This window comes from Micromonospora sp. NPDC005087, from assembly GCF_042872965.1.
In the GTDB taxonomy this organism is placed as follows: Bacteria; Actinomycetota; Actinomycetes; order Mycobacteriales; family Micromonosporaceae; genus Micromonospora.
Genome location: NZ_JBIALB010000027.1, coordinates 1 through 17,416 on the forward strand (window position 1 = coordinate 1; position 17,416 = coordinate 17,416).

Below are 17,416 nucleotides of genomic sequence, written 5' to 3' on the forward strand. Positions count from 1 at the left end.
CCGTCAGGTGCAGCCCGGCTGCTGGCAGACGTCGGCGACATCCGCCGCTTCGCCGACCGCAACCGGTTCGCGTCCTGCAACGGCACCGCCCCGCTCGACGCCTCCTCCGGCGACCAGCAGCGTCACCGGCTCTCCCGCGCCGGCAACCGACGCATCAACCGGACACTGCATATCATGGCCGTGGTCCAGCTACGCAACCGCACCGAAGGCCGCGCCTACTTCGACACGAAGAAAGCCGCCGGGAAGACCTCCATGGAAGCCATGCGGGCGCTCAAGCGGCGACTGTCCAACGTCGTCTACACCCGCATGCTCGCAGACCAACAGCAACGACGGCAGGCGGCGGATCCGGGAGGGCACTCGGGGACGACTCTGCAACCCAGCGTGACCGACCTGACCCCGGACATCGGCCCTTCGGACAAGCCACTTCCCGGACCCGCCACCACCCAACCTAAACCCGCCCTCCGAGCGGTGTCTTGACACAAAGGGTGCCATGACAGGACGCCCGAGGGTGACCAATCGGTTGTCGCGTGCTTCGATGGGAAGGTGACCCGCCTCCATGAATCCGAGCATGTCGTCACCGCCAGCCGTGATATTGCCGCGACGGCTGCGGAGATCTTCGAGCTCATCGCCGATCCGTCACAGCAGCCCCGCTGGGACGGCAACGACAACTTGTCCGAGGCGCTTTCCGGGCAGCGAGTCCATGCCGTCGGTGACGTCTTCATCATGACGATCACGACAGGCAGCGTCCGCGAGAACCATGTGGTCGAGTTCGTCGAGCAGCGCCGCATCGCGTGGCGACCAAGCGAGCCAGGCCAGCCGACACCCGGGCATCTGTGGCGGTGGGTACTCGAGCCGATCGACGCATCACACACGCGCGTGACGCACACCTACGACTGGACACAACTCACGGATGAGAAGCGCATCCCGCACGCAAGAGCGACCACGGCGGACAAGCTGCGGGCCTCGCTCGACCGGCTCGCCGAGCTGGCCGAACGCCGCTGATCCACACCCTCGGAACGCCATCAGCCGAGCAACGTCGTTCAGCGGAGCACGTCCCGAATCCGGCGCCGCCGGCCATCGGCCGTTTGATCACTTCGACGTCGGGCCTCCGCCATGATCACGTGCGCGCTCATCGGCAGATCCGGATGGTGGGGGCGCATGCCTGCAACTCATGGCGTGGGTCCTATCGCCGGCAGCCCCAGGAAGGCGGGCCCGGCAGGCTGCCTGCGGAGGGCTTCTTGGCGTTTCTGAGCGAGGAAGGTCAGCGTTAGGTCGATTCCTTCAATCTCGACGAGCCAGCGCTCCTGTTCAGCGCGGTGCCGCACCCGCTCGAAGAACTCGGGAAGCTCGAACGGTTCGGCCTCCTCGTCGAGCTTGCGTAGGTCTCCCCGCAGCCCCTCGGGGAGCTGCACGGCGAGATCCCGTGCCTGGCCGCCGCTGAGCCGCTCCGCCAACGTCGCGAGCGTCGGGATGTCGTCTTCGTCGACGGCGTCCGTACCCCGTTCGGCAAGGCGGGTGGCACGGGTGATCGGCTCGGACCTCGAACCCCCTCCTGCCGCGAATGCTGCGTCTACCCGCGCGTCAAGGGTGAAACGGCGCCCGCCGCGTCAGTGGCCGGGGGCCTCCGCGGCGCGTGCCGCCGCGACGATGGCGCTCACCCCGATCCCGGCCTGGTCCATCAGCTGGGTCGGGGTACCGGAGGTGGGGAGGCCCCGTACCGCCAGGTGCTTCACCCGCACCGGCTCGGCGAGGTCGGCCAGGGACTCGAGGACCGCCGACCCCACGCCACCCTCCGGGTAGTGATCCTCGACCACCAGCAGCCGGCCGCCGGTGGCCCGGACGGCGTCGAGCAACCGGTCCCGGTCCAGCGGCTTGACCGAATACAGGTCGATGACCCGGGCCTTGATCCCCTCGCGCGCCAGCTCGTCGGCGGCGGCGAGGCAGTTGTGCACCGTCACCCCGGCGCCGATCAGCGCGACGTCGTCGTCGCCGCCGCCGCGGAGCAGTTTGCTGCCGCCGACCGGGAAGGCGTCCTCGTTGTCGTAGAGCACCGGGTACTTGCCTCGGGTGGTGCGCAGGTAGTTGACGCCCTTGCGGTCGACCATCTGCGCGACGAGGGCCGCGCAGGACACGGCGTCGCTGGGATACAGCACCGTCGACCCCTGCACGGCGCGCATGGCTGCCAGGTCCTCCAGCCCCATCTGCGAGGGACCGTCCGTCCCGATCTCCACCCCGGAGTGCGACCCGGACAGGGCGATGTCGGCCCGGGAGATGCCGGCCATCCGCACGAAGTCGTAGGCGCGGGAGAAGAACGCCGCGAAGGTCGAGGCGAAGGGCCGATAGCCGCGTACCTGAAGCCCGACCGCGGCGGCGACCAGTTGCTGTTCGGAGATGAACATCTCGAAGAACCGGTCGGGATACGTTTCGCCGAACTTGTCGGCGCGGGTGGAGTCGCTGACCTCACCGTCTAGGGCGACCACGTCCGGCCGCGAGCCCAGCGCGCGCAGCGCGTCACCGTACGCGTTCCGGGTGGCCACCTTTGCCCCCTTGTCGTACCGCGGCAGCGTGGGCGGCTCGCCGACGGGGGCGCCGGCGGGCGGGGCGGACTCGGGTTGCGGCCCGGTGACGCGGATCTGGCGTATCCCGCCGAGAGCCTCCACGGCCCGCTCGGCCATGTCGGGTTTCAGCGGCTTGCCGTGCCACCCGGGCTGGTTCTCGACCTCCGGCACCCCCTTGCCCTTGACCGTCCGGGCGAGCACCACGGTCGGGCCCGTCGCCTGCCGCGCCCGGCCGAACGCCTCGTCGATCGCGGCCAGGTCGTGGCCGTCGATGACGAGCGCCTGGCAGCCGAACGCCTCGACCCGGCGGCGGTAGGTGTCCAGGTCCCATTCCAACTCGGTCGGACCCCGCTGCCCGAACCGGTTGATGTCGACGATCGCGGTGAGGTTGCGCAGTCCGTAGTGGCCGGCCTTGTCCAGCGCCTCCCAGATGGAGCCCTCGGCCATCTCGCTGTCGCCGCACAGCGCCCACACGTGGAACGGCAGGTGGTCGAGGTACCGGCCGGCGAGCGCGATCCCGACCCCGACGGGCAGTCCCTGACCGAGCGACCCGGTGGCCACGTCGACCCAGGGCAGGGCCGGCGTGGGGTGTCCCTGCAGGCGCGACCCGAACTGGCGGTAGGTCTCGACCAACTCCTGATCGGTGATCGCGCCCACCGCCTTGAAGACCGCATACAACAGCGGCGAGGCGTGGCCCTTGGAGAAGATCAGGTGGTCGTTGGTCCGACCGCGCGGGTCCGTCCACTGGTAACGCAGGTGTCGGGAGATCAGCACCGCGAGCAGGTCCGCGGCGGACAGACTCGAGGTCGGATGCCCCGATCCCGCCCTGGTGCTGCACCGGATCGCGTCCACTCGGAGTTGGGCGGCGAGCTCACCCAGTCGGGTGAGCTCCTCCGCGCGCAGGGTGCGCTCTGCTTCCATCGTCACCGGCATCGCCTCCGCAGATACCGTAGTCAGGAAAGACCCGCATTACCCGGTAATCGCCGATTTGCCAGGGGCAGAGCGGGCCGGCCACGACCGGGAGCCGACCAGCCAGCCCGCCACCGCCAGGTACGGGCCGAAGACCGTCGGCGGGTGCCGGGCCGTGGGTGGTTGCGGAGGGAGCCATCCCGCCTGCCATCGACCCGGCGAGCCGAGAAGGCGCTCTTGCATTAAGCCATCGCGCCGTCTCGGCGCCGCAGATCTTCCCGTCACGAGGTTCCAGACGGGCGGCAGGGCGGCCATCGGTTGCTCGATAGGGCTGCCAGTAGGACACCTTTTGTCCCGATCCTGTAGACCGAGTTGTGGGCCCCAAGCTCGATCTTGCAGGAAGCCTTGCGACAAGTGATCTTGACGATCCCTTAACGCAACAGCGCCCCAGTCAGCACGGCGTCGGCCGACTGGAGGCGGATCTGGCTGACCTCGGCGACCGCCAGCCTGAGCTGGTATCCGTAAGTTCCTGTGCGGTTGGTGACCTGGCAGGTGCCGATCGGGTGCATGGCGCCGGCACGGTCGACGGCGAAGGCTGCGTAGGGGCCGTCGGCGGGCGCGGCGGTGATGGTGACCAGCACCCAGGACGGGTTCCCCTGGTAGAGGAAGACGGTGCCCGCTGGTCGTGCGTCGGCAGTGGTCAGGGTGGTTGCCTTGAGGTAGCGACCGTTGGCGACAGCGAGGGTCTGCCGGTACTGGTCGGCTAGGCGCCGGTCCTCTGCGGTACGTGACTGGACGAACAGCGCCCCGCCGCCGGCGCCGACCAGCACGGAGACCGCGATCGCCAGGGCCGCCACGACCCGCCGCCGGGCCAAGAAACGCCGGCGGGGTGGCGGCGCGGGAGCCGCGTCCAGCCGGGCGAGGACGCTGCTCTCGAACTGCGGCGGGGGATCGACGGAGGGCGCGAGCAGCAGGACGGCATCGGCGGTCGTGGTCAGGTGGTGAAGTTCTCGGCGACAGTCCTGGCAGCGCGCCACGTGGGCCAGGGCCCAGGCCCGATCATCCCCAGCGGCCGCACCGGTGGCGAGCTCCGGGAGCACGCCGCGCACGTCGGGGCACTGTGGCAGCTCACTCATCACGTACCTCGAAATGATCGCGTAGCCGGGACAGGCCCAGCCTGATCCTGGTCTTGACGGTGCCCAGCGGTAGGCCCTGTCGCTCGGCGATCTCCTTGGCGGTGAGTCCGTGGAAGATCGCCAGGACGACGGCCGTGGCCTGTTCGGGCGGCAGCTCGCGCAGGGCGACGCGGATGCGGTCGGCGTCGGCGACCTCGTCGGTCGGTGCGGTGGTGGCGGCGGTTTCGGCGGCGGCGAGCAGCGCCACCATCACCTCCGGCTCGTAGGGGCGATCGCGGCGCAGCCGTATCGCGTCGATTGCCGCGTTGCGGGTGATGGACAGCAGCCACGGCAGCACGGCGCCACGGCGGGGATCGTAGCCGCCGGCGTACCGCCACGCCCGCACGAACGCCTCCTGGGCGACGTCCTCGGCCGTGGCCGTGACCCCGACGATACTCACCGCCAGGCCGTATACCCGGGCCTGGAAGCGGCGCACGAAGCTCGCCGTGGACTGCGGATCCCCGGCCGCCATCCCAGCGACCAGAGCCTCGTCACTGACACCCACATTCAGTACTACGCACGACACGTCGTTGCGGGATCTCTCCTGGGCGAGAAATCCCTCCCCAGGTCGACGCAGGTAGTACTGGTATGAGACTCAAGATTGCGATAGGCGTGGCGATGCTGGCCACACTGGCCGCCTGCACCGGACCGAACGGCGCGACCGGGGGCGACAGCGGCGAGTTGTCGGTCCTCGTCGTCGAGCCCGTCAGCGGCGCTACCGTGTCCACCCCGTTCACCGTCAAGGTTGACAGCAGCGAGCCGCTCGGCCCGAGCGAGTCTGGCCAGCACCACGTGCACATCTGGTTCGACGACAACGAATCCGACTACCTCATCGTCGAGTCCAACACCACCCAGATCACCGACGCGCCCTCCGGGCAGCACACGATGCACGTGTCGCTGCGCAACGCCAACCACTCCCCGGCCGGGGCCGAAGCCACCACGCCGATCACCATCGGAAGTGGCGGAGGGCCTGTACCCTCGCCCAGCGCCGCAAGCGAGGGGACGCCACCCACGATCTCCAACCCGTACATCTACTGACGCCATGGCCAGCGACCCAGGCACCGTCCGGCGCTACTCCCGCGCCACGCGGTGGTTTCACGCACTCACCTATCTCACCGTGCTGATCCTGCTGGGTACCGGCTGGTGGTTGGTCGCCGGGCGGGAGGGGCAGCCCAGTGTTGCCGCTCGGCTGACCGGGATCGCCGACACCAGCCTGCACCGGTACGCCGGCTGGGTGCTGACGGCACTGGCCGCCAGCGCGGTGACGCTCGGGGTACGGGCAACCCGCGCCTTCCTCCGGGAGTCGCTGCGCTACGACCACGGCGATCTGAGGTGGTTCGCCCGCTGGCCGGGCGCATTCGTGACCGGCCGGTTCGCCCGGCACGAGGGCCACTTCGACCCGGGACAACGGGTCGCGAACCTGCTGATGGTCGGGCTGTTCGTGGCCCTGATCGGCAGCGGCATCGGGTTGGTCCTGGTCACCGGTGGCCCCTGGTTCGTCTGGCTGCAGCGGGTGCACCGCTGGGCCACGTACCTCATCACACCGGTCCTCATCGGACACATCGTCATCGCTGCCGGCCTCCCGCCCGGCTACCGCGGCGTGGCCCGAGCCATGCACCTCGGTGGCCGCCTGCCGCTACAGGTCGCCCAGCGGCTCTGGCCGGGCTGGCTCGATCGGCAACGCGGAGCCCACCATGACAGCTGAGCCGCCGTGCCCGTTCACGACCTCGGTCGCCTCGCTGCTCATCGGCGCCCTCGGCCCGCTCGAACGGCAGGAACTCGAAACCCACCTGCGGCAGTGCCCGATGTGCCTGGAGGAACTCATCCTCCTCGCGCCGCTGCCCGGCCTGCTGCACCGAGCAACGCCGCCTGAGTTGTGCCCCCGATGGGAGCCCTGATCGACGGGATGGCAACGAGCGTCGGGGTCGGGCTCGCGGTGGGTGTCCGCGTCGGCAGCTCGGCCGGCTGCTGCGCCAGTTTCGCACCGGAGCGGGCGTGACCGTGGGCGCCGCCGCCGAGGCGGCGGGCGGTTGAATGGCTGGTCGACAACTCGCTCGTCGACGACGAAACGGGCGAGCGTTTCGTGGCCGAGCACCGAGATCCCGACCATCCCTGAGCTGGCGCCCGCGCCGCGCGATTTCCTGTACGACGAACGCACGCATCTGCCGCAGGCCGCGCGTCGTGGAGCGCAGCCGTCTGACGGGTGGCGACGCGCGCATGTGCCGATGAGCGGATATCTGATCTTGATCCCGGTGTCGGTGTGCGATGACTAAAGTCTCGTGCCCTTGCGCGGAGCCGAGACCCACGCGGGCTGGTACTGCTGCGGGCTGATTGTGCGGCAGCCGCCGAAACAAGTACTAGCGGAAACGGGTTTGCTATGGAAACCTGTTGGCATGACCACTGACTCGGTACCCGCCGGCGGTGACCCCCGCCGGCTGCTGTCTGATGCGCGCGACCTCGCGCGCCGGGTTCGTCTTGACCAGCGGGTGACGTGGCTGCCGCTGCTGGTGCTGGCCCTGGTGATCTTCGGGGCGATCCCGGCGTACCGGTACGGTCGCGTCGTCAGCGACTGCCAGGCGGTGCAGGACGGCCAGGTGTGCAAGGTCTGGTTCCAGACCGTGACGTTCTACTGGTTGGCGGCGCTGGTCCTGGCGTACGTGGTGATCGCCGGCGGGTACCTGCGGGTGGCCCGGGCCCGGGGCGTGGACGCCCGGGTGCTGCCGTACGCGGTCACCGGCGTCGCGCTCGTCGGGCTGGGCTTCGCCTTCGCGGCGGTGTGGATCCGCCTCAACCCGCTGACCTACCCGGAGGAGCCGTCCGCCTTCGCCCAGTTCCTGTCCCGGCTGCTCGACCCGCCCGGCGCGATCGGGTTGGCCCTGCTGGTGCTGGCCTGGCTGGAGCGGCACGTCGCGCTGCTGCTGTTCACCATCGGGTACCTGACGGTGGTGCTGGTGCCGATCAACTTCGGATGGGGCGCGCACTGGGGTCCGCACACCTGGTTCATACCCGAGCTGGTCATCAACGGCGGCGTGCTGCTGCTGGGCAGCGCCGGCTTCGCGCTGGCGCAACGGCTGCGGCGGCCCCGGTGACCGACCCCGCCGACACCCCGGAGCCGGACGAGACCGAATCCCCGCATCCGGTCACCGGCCTGGACGACGTGGTGCACCAGCGGGTCCGGCTCGGCATCCTCACCATCGCGCACGAGGCCCGCCGGGTCGAGTTCGGCTACCTACGCACCCAACTAGAACTGACCGCCGGCAACCTCTCCCAGCACATAGGCGTGCTGGAGACCGCCGGGCTGGTCCAGGTCGAGAAGGGCTACGCCGGACGGCGCGGCCGTACCTGGATCACCCTCACCGCCGCCGGCAACACCGCGCTCGCCGAAGAGATCGGGCGCCTGAAGCTGCTCATCGCGCGAGTCGAGACCACCGACACCCAGGAGGACCGATGACCACCGCACTGACCCGCCGACACCTGCTCGCAGCCGCGCTCGCAACCGGGGTCGCCGTGCCGCTCGGCGACGCCGGCCGCGGCCGCGACCACGACAGCCACCGCCGCTTCGTCCGCGCCCGCGGCATCACCCCCGTCATCGCCCGCCGCGGCACCGCCCACGGCTCCAACCTCGGCACACTGCGCTGGGTCAACGCGCGTCCAACCCAGAGCCTCCGTCGACGAGACGAGTCGACTAGGCAAACGACACCATTTGATCGGGTACACGGATCTGCCGCTGAGGCGGTGCTGCGGCTCACGTCGATCGTCACGGTCCGTACGCCGCTCAGCAGGCCATTGATCACAAGTCTGGCGAGCGCGCCACATGGCGACGATCTTGGCTCGGCTTACGCCACCAGCTCCTCGCTGAGGGTCCATAGACGCGCGGCCGCCTCGGGGTCGCGGGCCAGGGAGCTCGGCTCGATCTGCTTGCCGCGGAAGAAGTAGCCTCCGGTGACCTCGGCCGCCTCTGGGGCGCTGGCCAGGTGGACCGGGGTGGCCGCGCCGGTCTGGACGGTACCCATGAAGGGCTTGGCGGCCGCGACGAGGAGCTTCGCGACGCCGCGGACCTCGCGGCCCAACTGGGTGCGGATGAGGCCCGGGTGCAGGCAGTTGGCGACCACGCCGGTGCCGGTCAGGCGCTTGGCCAGCTCGGCTGTGAACAGGATGTTCGCCAGTTTCGACAGCGGGTAGCTCGGCTCGCCGTGGGCCAGTTCGTCCCAGGGAATCTGCTTGGCCGAGCGATGCACATTGGACGAAACCGTGATCACGCGGGCCGGCGCGCTGCCTACCAGCCGTTCCCGCAGCAGGCTGGTCAGCAGGAACGGCGCCAGATGGTTGACGGCGAACATGGTCTCGTAGCCGTCGACCGTGAACTGCTGCTTGAGCATGATCACACCGGCGTTGTTGTCGAGCACGTCGAGCCGGTGGTACTTCTCCAGCACCTCGGCGGCCAGCCGGCGCACTTCGGCCAGGCTCGACATGTCGGCCGTCAGGAGGTCCACCTCGGCGCTGGGCGCCCGATGCCGGATCTCCTTGACGGCCGCTCGCCCTCGCTCGACGTCGCGCCCGACGACGACCACGGTGGCCCCCAGCTCGGCCAGCCGGGCCGCCGTCTCCCGGCCAATCCCGCTGGTCCCGCCGGTCACCAGACACACCTTGCCGGACATTGTGGTCATCGACCCTCCCGGATGTACTTGCCGCAGCGCCATTCTCTCCACGGCGACGCCTCGGGTACCAGGTGTGGCTCGACGCCGTCAGCAGACGTGCCCAAGACACACGAGCGCGACGAGCAATCCCTCCGTCGAGCGAACGCGTCTGCCCTCGTACACGTGGCAAACGCCTGAAGACGTGCCAGCCTTCAGGTATCTCTGATTTCCGTGCCCGGCGCACTCATTTGCCGCGATTCGCGCGCTACGCAGCGTCACGCCGAGTTGGCCCGGTTGCCGTCCGGACATGCCGAGATGCGTGCAGCCGATCAAGGTCCGGCGGGTCGGTGCCGTCCGCGGCGGCGTCAGGGGATGAGCCGGTCGAGCAGTTCGAACCGTTCGTACGGCTGGTTGTAGTCGCCGAAGTGCCCGTCGTCGCGCACGATCTGGGTGCCGCCGAGTCGCTCGAACATGGCGCGTCCCTGTCGGTCGTCGCAGCCGTACGGATCCTTGCGGGAGTTGATGAAGTAGATGTCCCGCACGTGCGACCGGATTGCGGCCCAGTCGTAGCCCTGCTGGAGGACCGGTTCCTCCTCCGTGTTGGGCCGGGTGCAGTAGCCGGCAACCAGGATTGCCTGGGCGACGGTTACGTCCATATGCTCCAGGAGCGCGAGCAGGAGGGCCGCGCCGCCGGAATGGCCCACGAGGACCGTGTCCTCGTCGAAGCTGTGCCCGTTCAGCACCTTCGGTAGGAACGTAGCGATCGGCTCGACGTTGATGCCCGGGTGATGCGGCACCTCGACGGCGTATCCCCGGGCCGCGAGCCGCCCTGCCAGCCAGGGATACCAGCATATGTCCGGGTTGCCGCCGGTCCCGTGGAAGATGATCGCTCTGCGCCCCATCATGCCCCCTTCGGATCGACGTCTTGATCAAACCACGTGATCCGCACGAGCGGCTCTCGGCGTGCTGACGCAAGTCAGGCGGAGTCGAGTCGCCCTCATGTGCCACCGATCGCGCGCGTTGGCTGCGGTGCCGACTTGGTCCCCGCCGATTGGGCGCGCACATCTAGCCGCGTTCCGCTCGGCCGTACGGAAGGTCATTCCGCTGCGCCCCGGCCGCGGCACTCAAGTCGGGCGCGGATGTCTCGGTCACCGTGCGCTTGGACGCCAAGGTCAAGACCGCGATCTCCTCGATCCCCGAGGACGCCTGGACCACGATCGAGTACACCGACGCCGACTACGACGAACAGACCAGTCGTTTCTCCCGCTCGATGTCACATCCGCGGCCCGGCCGGTGTCTCCATGGCATGACGACCTACCAACCGGTCGACACAGCCACCGACACAGGAGGAGACATGGAGCACACGACCCGCATCCCCCCGGCCGAGATTACCGGCGTCAAGGGAGCGCTGATCAAGCGGATGATCGAGAAGAAACTGGGCAAGGTGCCGACGGCGGTGGGCGTCTACTGGCACAACCCCAAGGTGCTGTTCGCCAGCTTCGGCCTCGGCGGCAAGCTGCAGAAGTGGGACGCCTGCGACGAGGGCCTGAAGTCGTTCGCCCACATGGCGGTCGCGTCGCTAGTCGGCTGCACGTGGTGCCTGGACTTCAACTACTTCGAGACCCGCAACAAGGGGCTCGACGTGGAGAAGGCGCGCGAGATCCCGCGGTGGCGGGAGGCGGACGTCTTCACCCCGCTGGAGCGGGACGTCCTGGAGTACGCCGAGGCGATGAGCCAGACACCGCCGACCGTGACCGACGAGCTGGTGGACCGGCTGCACGCCGAGCTGGGACCTCCCGCCGTGGTCGAGCTCACCTCGGTGATCGCATTCGCGAACATGAGCACGCGTGGCAACGTGGCGCTCGGCATCGAGTCCGACGGGTTCGCCGCCACGTGCGGCTTAAAGCCGCTGGCCGAGCGACCGGGAGTAGCGTCCGCGTCATGAGCGAGGACCCCTTTGTCGCCCACCGCAGCCTGCTGTTCACCGTCGCCTACGAGATGCTCGGCTCGGTCGCCGACGCCGAGGACGTGGTGCAGGAGACCTGGCTGCGGTGGGCAGCCTTGGTCGACGCCGAGCGCTGCGAGGTCCGGGACCCCCGGGCGTACCTCGTGCGGATCGTGACCCGGCTCTGCCTCAACCGGCTGCGCACGCTCGCGCGGCAGCGCGAGGAGTACGTGGGCGAGTGGCTGCCCGAGCCCGTGCTGACCAGCCCGGACGTCGCCGAGGACGTCGAGCTTGCGGAGAGCGTGTCGATCGCCATGCTGGCGGTACTCGAGACGCTGCTACCGACGGAGCGCGCGGTCTTCGTGCTCCGCGAGGTCTTCGACGTTGCCCTTGCCGAAAACCTCATCCGCACAGGTCAGGCGGCATGCTGGTACTCGTGGAGGATGCCGCCGAGCCGATCACGTCGGCGTATGTCGAGACGGGTGATCTTGTCTGGGTCGGCGATCGGCGCGGGTAGCGAGCGGAGCGGACGGGCGTTCGCGATGCCCTGGTGAGGCCGGTGCCCGTTGTAGAACTGTTCGAACGCGCGCAGGGCGTGCAGCAGGTGGCGCTGATTCCAGATCAAGGTCCTGTCGAGGAGCTCTTGCCTGCAGCTCTGCACCCACCGCTCCATGATCGAATTCATCCTTGGCATCCGGACGCCGCTGAGCACGACCTCCATCCCCGAGTCGTTGAGGACGGCGTCGAACAGCTCCGGGAACTTGCCGTCCCGGTCCCGGATCAGGAACCGCGCCACACAGTCGGCGTCCTCAAGGTCCATGACGAGGTTCTTCGCGGCCTGCACCACCCAGGCCGCTGTCGGGTGTGCGGTAGCGCCCAGGACCCGGATCCGGCGACTGCCGTGCTCAATCACCGCGAAAACGTACATCCGCGCCCCGGACAGGGTGACCGTCTCGAGAAAGTCGCACGCCAGCAGGGCGTCGGCCTGGGAACGCAGGAAGTCGGCCCAGGTACTGCAGGTGCGCTCGGGTGCCGGGTCGATGCCTGCCTCCTTCAGGATCTCCCACACCGTGGAGGCGGCCACCTTCACCCCTAGGACCAGAAGCTCGCCGTGGATCCTGCGATACCCCAGCTGGGGTTCTCCCGCGCCAGGCGCAAGGCCAGGGCGCGGACGGAGCGCACGGTCCGCGGCCGGCCCGGGCGTTTCGGCCGGGAGCCGGCGGCTTGCCGACGGGCGACCAGGTCGCGCTGCCAGCGCAGCACCGTATCCGGACGGACCAGCAGCCGCAGCCGACGCAGCACGCCCTTCGGCAGGCGGTGCAGCAGCGCCGCGAGAAAGATCCGGTCGCTCGGGGTGAACCGCGCTCTCTCCATGCCCAGTTGACGCTGCAGGACAGCGAGTTGGTGACGCAGGGCAAGGATCTCCGCATCCTTCTCCCGATCACTCATCGGCAGCAAGCGCAGCACCGCGAACGCGTTCGACACGGTCAGGAAGGCGAGTCGCAGCAGCACGGTCGATCATCATGCCGCGGCGATCACCAAGCGCGCGAGGCCACAGCAGCTATAGCCAACCTCCCTGACCCCGCACACCAGCTTTCACCAGGGCGGATGAGGTTCTCGGCAAGGGCAAGGTCAACAGGGATTGCACCTCGGCTGATGTCCTCATCTGGCCGCAAGCTGCAGTTCGTCCTGAATGACGATCATGGACTCCCGGTCGACGTCGCCCCTCGGACACCAATCATTACCCGACGGTGTGCGCTGAGATCTACTTCAGCGCGCACCGTTTGCGTTTTGGTCTGGTAGGTGAGCCGGCGGCCCAGCTGTCGGTAGACCTCGGCTTTGTCGTCGGGGTCGGCGTCGCGCAACACGGTGGCGATGTCGCCGAGCGCTCGGACCAAGTCGGCGATCTGGGAGGGCGGCCCGGAGCTGCGCGGGCTTGTGTCACAGGCCGCGACAGTGGCCCGGGCTGCGGCCGCAACTGGCGTGAGTTGATCCACGGGCTGGGCGTCGGCCAGGGCGTGGTCGTTTGTTCGAGATGGTCCAGGGCGAACGCGGATGCCAGCCACGCGTCGAGCGGGTCGGTGAGGGCGTCCTCGCGGAGGTAGCAGCCGCTGCCGCTTGTCGTCACGTAGCCCGGAGCGGGCAGACGTCCAGCAGCGCCGGTCATGCTGTCCGCAACCGGACGACGAACCGGCACCCCTCGATCGTGTTGTGCACGTCGACCTTGCCACCGTGCGCCTCGACCAGCCCGTGCACGATCGCCAGGCCGAGTCCGCCGGCGCCGCCTGGGCTCTGCCCGGGGGAGCGAGCCGGCTCGCCGCGGAATGCCACGTCGAATAGTCGGGGCAGGTCGCTGGGGGAAATCCCGCCGCAGGTGTCGGCCACGGACAGCCACGCGGCATTCCGGTCATGCCCCGCCTCGATCCGCACGGTGCCGTCGTCCGGTGTGTAGCGCACGGCGTTGAGCAGCAGGTTGGCCACCACCCGCGCCAGTTCCGGCTCACTGGCTGCCACGGTGGGCCAGCCGGCTTCGGGGGCGACCAGACGGATGCGACGGGCGTCCGCCAGCGGCGCGGCGGCAGCCAGCGCGTCCGACACCACGTCCCTGAGGGGCACCGCTGCCAGCGACAGCCGCAACGCCCCCGCGTTGATCCGGGAGAGCTCGAACAGGTCATCGACGAGTCTCGTCATCCGGTCGGTCTCCACGCCGATCCGCCGGTGATACTCGGCAACCGTCGCCGGGTCCCGTACCACCTGGTCCTCCAGCGCCTCCGCCATTGCCCGCAGGCCGGCAAGTGGCGTACGCAGGTCGTGGGACACCCAGGCGACGAGGTCACGGCGGCCCTTTTCCAGTTGCCGTTCCCGGGCGCGAGCCTGGCCCGCCCAGACCGCCGCGCGCCAGCCGATGCCCGAAGTGCCCGCCGATGCCGAGGCTGACGACGGCGGCTGCGGCGACCGTGATCAGCACGACCTCGAGGTCGTGCCGGGACAGGAACATCGCCTTGGCGACGGCGGCGACGCCGCCCACGACAGCGAGCACGGTGACAGTGAGTAGTACGCAGAGGTGCACGGTGATCGAGCTGCGGCGCAGTAGCCGTAGCAGCAGCCCTCCGGCGAGGCCGACGACGAGTGCCGCGCCGAGGGCGAGCGCGAAGATCAGCGCAAGATCACGCATCGGTCGGCTCGTACCGGTAGCCAACGCCCCAGACCGTCACGATCCGCCGCGGGTTGGACGGGTCGCTCTCGATTTTTTCCCGCAGCCGTCGGACGTGCACGGTGACGGTCGACTGGTCGCCGAAGTTCCAGCCCCACACCTGCTCCAGCAGGTCGACGCGGGCGAACGCCTGCCTCGGGTGCCGCATCAGATGCGCGAGCAGGTCGAACTCGCGCAGCGTCAGGGACAGCTCCGTCGCACCCAACTGCGCCACCCGGGGACCGATCCGCACCACCAACCCGCCGTCGGTCAACACCTCCGACGGGCGCTCGGAGCGCGGCACGCCGCCGGTACGGCGCAGCACCGAGCGCACCCGAAGCACGAGTTCGCGCGGCGAGAACGGCTTGGTGAGGTAGTCGTCGGCGCCGAGTTCCAGGCCGAGGACCCGGTCGGTCTCGTCGTTACGCGCAGTCAGCATGATGATCGGTACGCCTTCCGGAGCGGACCGCAGCTCGCGGCAGACCTCCAGACCATTCACCGTTGGCAGCATCAGGTCGAGTACGACCAGATGCGGCGCCCGACGAGCGATGGCGGTGAGTGCGGCGGCGCCGTCACCCACGTGGCTGACCTCGTAGCCCGCGTGTTCGAGATAGCGGCAGACCACGTCGCTGACGGTCCGGTCGTCATCGACCACGAGCACCCGTTGCGTCATCGGCCGCTCCCAGATGCTCCCGGCCGCCTGCTGGTGTCCATCGCGGCCCAGCCTAATCAGCGGTTGGGGCGATGCCGACCGGCGAAGTCCTTGCGAGATGGTTACGGCTGGCCCCGTGGGCAGAGTGCTCTCCGGGCCCGTCGAACGCGCGGGCGGCTCAGCGGTGCGTCGTCGGCGGGGACGGCGACACGGTGAGCTCGGCAAACCAACGCCCACGGTGCTCGACGATCTCCCGCACGGACAGGCCGGCCCGGGAGGCGACGTGCTGGGCGGCCCGGGTGTCGAGCCGGGCCCAGCGGAACGCCGGGCCGAGGACCGAACGGCCCGGACGACGTGGTGCGGCGATCCGGGCGAGCCCCTGCCACAGCCCGGAGCCCGGCGGATCGAGTTCGACCAGCACCGTGCCGGCCGGGTCGAGCAGGGCGCGGCAGCGGCGGAGCAGCGCGACCGGGTCACCGCCGATGCCGACGTTCCCGTCGAGCAGGACGGCATGGGCCCATCGGCCCTCACCGGGCAGCGGGTCGAACAGGTCGCGGTGGATCGCCACGGCTCCTCGGGTCCGTGCGTTGGCGACCGCGTAGGCGCAGACGTCGACCCCGACCGCGGTGATCCCGGCGCGGGCGAGCGCCAGCGTGAACCGGCCCGGGCCGCACCCGAGATCGAGCGTCGGGCCGGTGCAGCGGGCCAACACCTCGGCTGTCGCCGGTTCGGCCGGCCCGTGCCAGCGACGAACCGGCAGCCGGCTGCGTGTGCCGTCCCCGTACACGAGCCAGTGGTCGTCCGTGTCCCGGGCGCGCAGCGTGGAGGCGAAACCGCCGCCGTTCGCGGAGACGGTGGAGATGGAACTCATCGGAGCCCGCCGGAATCCAAGGTGCGGTGGACAGCCGTGACCTGCCGCGCGAAGCGGCCACCGGCGATCGCTGCGGCCACCGCCAGCGCATCGGGCCACTCGTCCACGTCACGCAGCACCGGCAGCGGCACGGGCCGCAGTCCGCGTCGCACCAGCGCGGCCCGGGTACGCCGGCCGGTTTCAGGCGTGGACATCGGCACGGTCCGGAGCACGGACGCGTGTCGGGGGTCGCGTAGCCCCAACGCCCACCAACCGCCATCGGCCGCCTCGGCCAGGACCGCCTCCACGCTGGCGAGCTGGCGCACGGCGGCGGCCAGCCGATGTGCCGTGACCTGTGGGGTGTCCATGCCGATCTGGAGCACCGGTCGATCCGGAAAGGCCGCTGCCACGTCCGCGTGGGCGTTGGCCAGCCGCTCTCCCAACCCGGTCCCGCGCTGCGGGAGCACGGTCCAACCGGCGGTCGTCGCGGTCAGCCCGACGGCGTCCTCGCCGTCGGCCAGTCGGCCCGCGCACGCGAGCACCGGGGTCACCCCGGGGGTGGCGCGGACCGCGTCCAGGGTGTCCCGCAGCGCCCCGGCGGCGATCCGGGCCGCCTGCAGCGGAGTGGCGGGCGGGCAGAGTCGGGTCTTGACCGCACCCGGCACCGGCGCCTTGGCCACCACCAGCAGAACCGCGTTCGTGCCGTCCGAACTGCCGTCGGGGGGCGCGGAGCCGGGATCGCCGGCGGAGATCAACGGTTCACGTCCACGGTGCGCAGCACGGCCGCGAAGTCGCGGGTGGCGCGCAACGTGCCGCGTACCGAGCCGGAGACCTTCGACCGGGTGCTGGCGGCGCGGGCCGCGTACGTCACGTCGATCTCGCGGATGCGCCAGCCGGCCGCGGCCGCTCGGATCAGTAGTTCCAGCGGATAGCCGAACGCCCGATCGGCGACGCCCAGGGCGAGTAGCCCCTCGCGGCGGCCCACCCGGATCGGGCTCAGGTCGCGCAGGGGTATGCCCTGGTGCCGTAGGAGCGCCGCGACCAGGGCCGTACCGGCCCGTGCGTGCCACGGCCACACTCCGGCAGAGACGGGCCGGCGGCGACCGACCGCCAGGTCCGCCGTTCCGGTCGCGACCGGCGCGACCAGGGCGGGCAGTTCGGCCGGGTCGAAGGAGCCGTCGGCGTCGAGCACACAGACCAGCTCCGTCCCGGCGGCCTCCAGCCCGGTGTGAACGGCCGCGCCATAGCCCCGGCGAGGTTCGTGTACCACCTGTGCGCCGTGCTGGGTGGCGACCTCCGGCGAACCGTCCCGAGACCCGTTGTCCACCACGATCGCCCGGTAGCCGGGCGGTAGCGCGGCGAGCACCCGGGGGAGTGCGGCGGCCTCGTCCAGGCACGGCAACACGACGTCGATCGGGGTCGGCGCGGCAGCGTCGCGGTCGAACTGAGTTGGCATATCGGCGACGCTAGAACCTCTGCAGGCCGGCCGGGACCGGA

20 protein-coding genes and 4 pseudogenes are annotated in these 17,416 nt (G+C 70.1%); 11 read left to right on the forward strand and 13 right to left on the reverse strand.

Features of this window, described 5'->3' with window-relative positions; translation table 11 throughout:
- Both ACFYPS_RS33190 and ACFYPS_RS33195 read left to right on the forward strand, forming a co-directional pair.
- Positions 1 to 477: transposase (locus tag ACFYPS_RS33190; RefSeq protein ID WP_387329964.1), on the forward strand; the 477-nt coding region annotated here is incomplete at its 5' end.
- 66 nt (positions 478 to 543) lie between these two features.
- Positions 544 to 1,002 carry an SRPBCC family protein gene (locus ACFYPS_RS33195; RefSeq protein ID WP_354968215.1) on the forward strand — a complete coding sequence of 153 codons (459 nt, stop codon included), beginning with the start codon at positions 544 to 546 and terminating at the stop codon, positions 1,000 to 1,002.
- A gap of 167 nt (positions 1,003 to 1,169) precedes the next feature.
- Here ACFYPS_RS33195 and ACFYPS_RS33200 read toward each other — a convergent pair whose 3' ends face one another.
- The 4 genes from ACFYPS_RS33200 to ACFYPS_RS33215 all read right to left on the reverse strand — a co-directional run bounded on the left by ACFYPS_RS33200 (position 1,170) and on the right by ACFYPS_RS33215 (position 5,114).
- Complete coding sequence (locus ACFYPS_RS33200; RefSeq protein ID WP_354968214.1) at positions 1,170 to 1,454, reverse strand: DUF2267 domain-containing protein; 285 nt, start codon at positions 1,452 to 1,454, stop codon at positions 1,170 to 1,172.
- A gap of 153 nt (positions 1,455 to 1,607) precedes the next feature.
- The gene (locus tag ACFYPS_RS33205) at positions 1,608 to 3,479 is read right to left on the reverse strand and encodes a transketolase (protein ID WP_387330015.1); all 1,872 of its coding nucleotides are present in this window, start codon (positions 3,477 to 3,479) and stop codon (positions 1,608 to 1,610) included.
- Positions 3,480 to 3,898: 419 nt separating this feature from the next.
- On the reverse strand, positions 3,899 to 4,603 hold the full coding sequence (locus ACFYPS_RS33210) for a hypothetical protein (RefSeq protein ID WP_354968213.1): 705 nt from the start codon (positions 4,601 to 4,603) through the stop codon (positions 3,899 to 3,901).
- Positions 4,596 to 5,114 carry a sigma-70 family RNA polymerase sigma factor gene (locus ACFYPS_RS33215; RefSeq protein WP_354968212.1) on the reverse strand — a complete coding sequence of 173 codons (519 nt, stop codon included), beginning with the start codon at positions 5,112 to 5,114 and terminating at the stop codon, positions 4,596 to 4,598. The genes ACFYPS_RS33210 and ACFYPS_RS33215 overlap by 8 nt, the downstream gene beginning before the upstream one ends.
- Before the next feature lie 116 nt (positions 5,115 to 5,230).
- On the opposite strand from ACFYPS_RS33215, the gene ACFYPS_RS33220 reads away from it, so the two are divergent.
- The 6 genes and pseudogenes from ACFYPS_RS33220 to ACFYPS_RS33245 form a co-directional block, all read left to right on the forward strand.
- Positions 5,231 to 5,680, forward strand: coding sequence for a hypothetical protein (locus ACFYPS_RS33220; protein ID WP_354968211.1), 450 nt, complete (start codon positions 5,231 to 5,233; stop codon positions 5,678 to 5,680).
- A 4-nt stretch (positions 5,681 to 5,684) separates the two neighbouring features.
- Positions 5,685 to 6,347, forward strand: a complete 663-nt coding sequence (locus ACFYPS_RS33225; RefSeq protein ID WP_387329969.1) for a cytochrome b/b6 domain-containing protein — start codon at positions 5,685 to 5,687, stop codon at positions 6,345 to 6,347.
- Entirely contained in the window at positions 6,337 to 6,540 is a 204-nt protein-coding gene (locus ACFYPS_RS33230) for a hypothetical protein (RefSeq protein WP_354968209.1), read from the forward strand. The genes ACFYPS_RS33225 and ACFYPS_RS33230 overlap by 11 nt, the downstream gene beginning before the upstream one ends.
- 495 nt (positions 6,541 to 7,035) lie before the next feature.
- A complete protein-coding gene (locus ACFYPS_RS33235; RefSeq protein WP_354968208.1) occupies positions 7,036 to 7,731 on the forward strand; it encodes a hypothetical protein in 696 nt (231 codons plus the stop codon).
- A complete protein-coding gene (locus ACFYPS_RS33240; RefSeq protein WP_354968207.1) occupies positions 7,728 to 8,093 on the forward strand; it encodes a transcriptional regulator in 366 nt (121 codons plus the stop codon). The genes ACFYPS_RS33235 and ACFYPS_RS33240 overlap by 4 nt, the downstream gene beginning before the upstream one ends.
- Positions 8,094 to 8,164: 71 nt before the next feature.
- Positions 8,165 to 8,293 (forward strand): annotated as a pseudogene (locus ACFYPS_RS33245) (IS5/IS1182 family transposase); the annotation flags it as partial.
- 185 nt (positions 8,294 to 8,478) lie between these two features.
- On the opposite strand, the gene ACFYPS_RS33250 reads toward ACFYPS_RS33245, so the two are convergent.
- Positions 8,479 to 9,309 carry an SDR family oxidoreductase gene (locus ACFYPS_RS33250; protein WP_354968206.1) on the reverse strand — a complete coding sequence of 277 codons (831 nt, stop codon included), beginning with the start codon at positions 9,307 to 9,309 and terminating at the stop codon, positions 8,479 to 8,481.
- A 335-nt stretch (positions 9,310 to 9,644) separates the two neighbouring features.
- Entirely contained in the window at positions 9,645 to 10,181 is a 537-nt protein-coding gene (locus ACFYPS_RS33255; RefSeq protein ID WP_387329973.1) for an alpha/beta fold hydrolase, read from the reverse strand.
- Between the two features lie 212 nt (positions 10,182 to 10,393).
- Between ACFYPS_RS33255 and ACFYPS_RS33260 the strand changes: the two are divergent.
- The 3 genes and pseudogenes from ACFYPS_RS33260 to ACFYPS_RS33270 form a co-directional block, all read left to right on the forward strand.
- A pseudogene (locus ACFYPS_RS33260) lies at positions 10,394 to 10,573 on the forward strand (IS1380 family transposase); the annotation flags it as partial.
- Positions 10,574 to 10,633: 60 nt separating this feature from the next.
- Positions 10,634 to 11,224: a carboxymuconolactone decarboxylase family protein gene (locus ACFYPS_RS33265; protein ID WP_354968204.1), complete on the forward strand. Its 591-nt coding sequence runs from the start codon at positions 10,634 to 10,636 to the stop codon at positions 11,222 to 11,224.
- On the forward strand, positions 11,221 to 11,778 hold the full coding sequence (locus tag ACFYPS_RS33270; protein WP_387329975.1) for a sigma-70 family RNA polymerase sigma factor: 558 nt from the start codon (positions 11,221 to 11,223) through the stop codon (positions 11,776 to 11,778). The genes ACFYPS_RS33265 and ACFYPS_RS33270 overlap by 4 nt, the downstream gene beginning before the upstream one ends.
- Positions 11,779 to 11,810: 32 nt before the next feature.
- On the opposite strand, the pseudogene ACFYPS_RS33275 reads toward ACFYPS_RS33270, so the two are convergent.
- The 7 genes and pseudogenes from ACFYPS_RS33275 to ACFYPS_RS33305 form a co-directional block, all read right to left on the reverse strand.
- A pseudogene (locus ACFYPS_RS33275) lies at positions 11,811 to 12,152 on the reverse strand (integrase); the annotation flags it as partial.
- A 164-nt stretch (positions 12,153 to 12,316) separates the two neighbouring features.
- Complete coding sequence (locus tag ACFYPS_RS33280; protein ID WP_354968202.1) at positions 12,317 to 12,736, reverse strand: hypothetical protein; 420 nt, start codon at positions 12,734 to 12,736, stop codon at positions 12,317 to 12,319.
- A gap of 651 nt (positions 12,737 to 13,387) precedes the next feature.
- Positions 13,388 to 14,399, reverse strand: a pseudogene (locus ACFYPS_RS33285) (sensor histidine kinase).
- A complete protein-coding gene (locus tag ACFYPS_RS33290) occupies positions 14,392 to 15,090 on the reverse strand; it encodes a response regulator transcription factor (RefSeq protein WP_354968200.1) in 699 nt (232 codons plus the stop codon). Before ACFYPS_RS33290 ends, ACFYPS_RS33285 begins: the two are co-directional and overlap by 8 nt.
- Positions 15,091 to 15,247: 157 nt before the next feature.
- A complete protein-coding gene (locus ACFYPS_RS33295; RefSeq protein ID WP_354968199.1) occupies positions 15,248 to 15,940 on the reverse strand; it encodes a class I SAM-dependent methyltransferase in 693 nt (230 codons plus the stop codon).
- On the reverse strand, positions 15,937 to 16,671 hold the full coding sequence (locus tag ACFYPS_RS33300) for a DUF2064 domain-containing protein (protein ID WP_354968223.1): 735 nt from the start codon (positions 16,669 to 16,671) through the stop codon (positions 15,937 to 15,939). Before ACFYPS_RS33300 ends, ACFYPS_RS33295 begins: the two co-directional genes overlap by 4 nt.
- Positions 16,671 to 17,375, reverse strand: coding sequence for a glycosyltransferase family 2 protein (locus tag ACFYPS_RS33305; protein WP_387329977.1), 705 nt, complete (start codon positions 17,373 to 17,375; stop codon positions 16,671 to 16,673). The genes ACFYPS_RS33300 and ACFYPS_RS33305 overlap by 1 nt, the downstream gene beginning before the upstream one ends.
- Between the last annotated feature and the right edge of the window lie 41 nt (positions 17,376 to 17,416).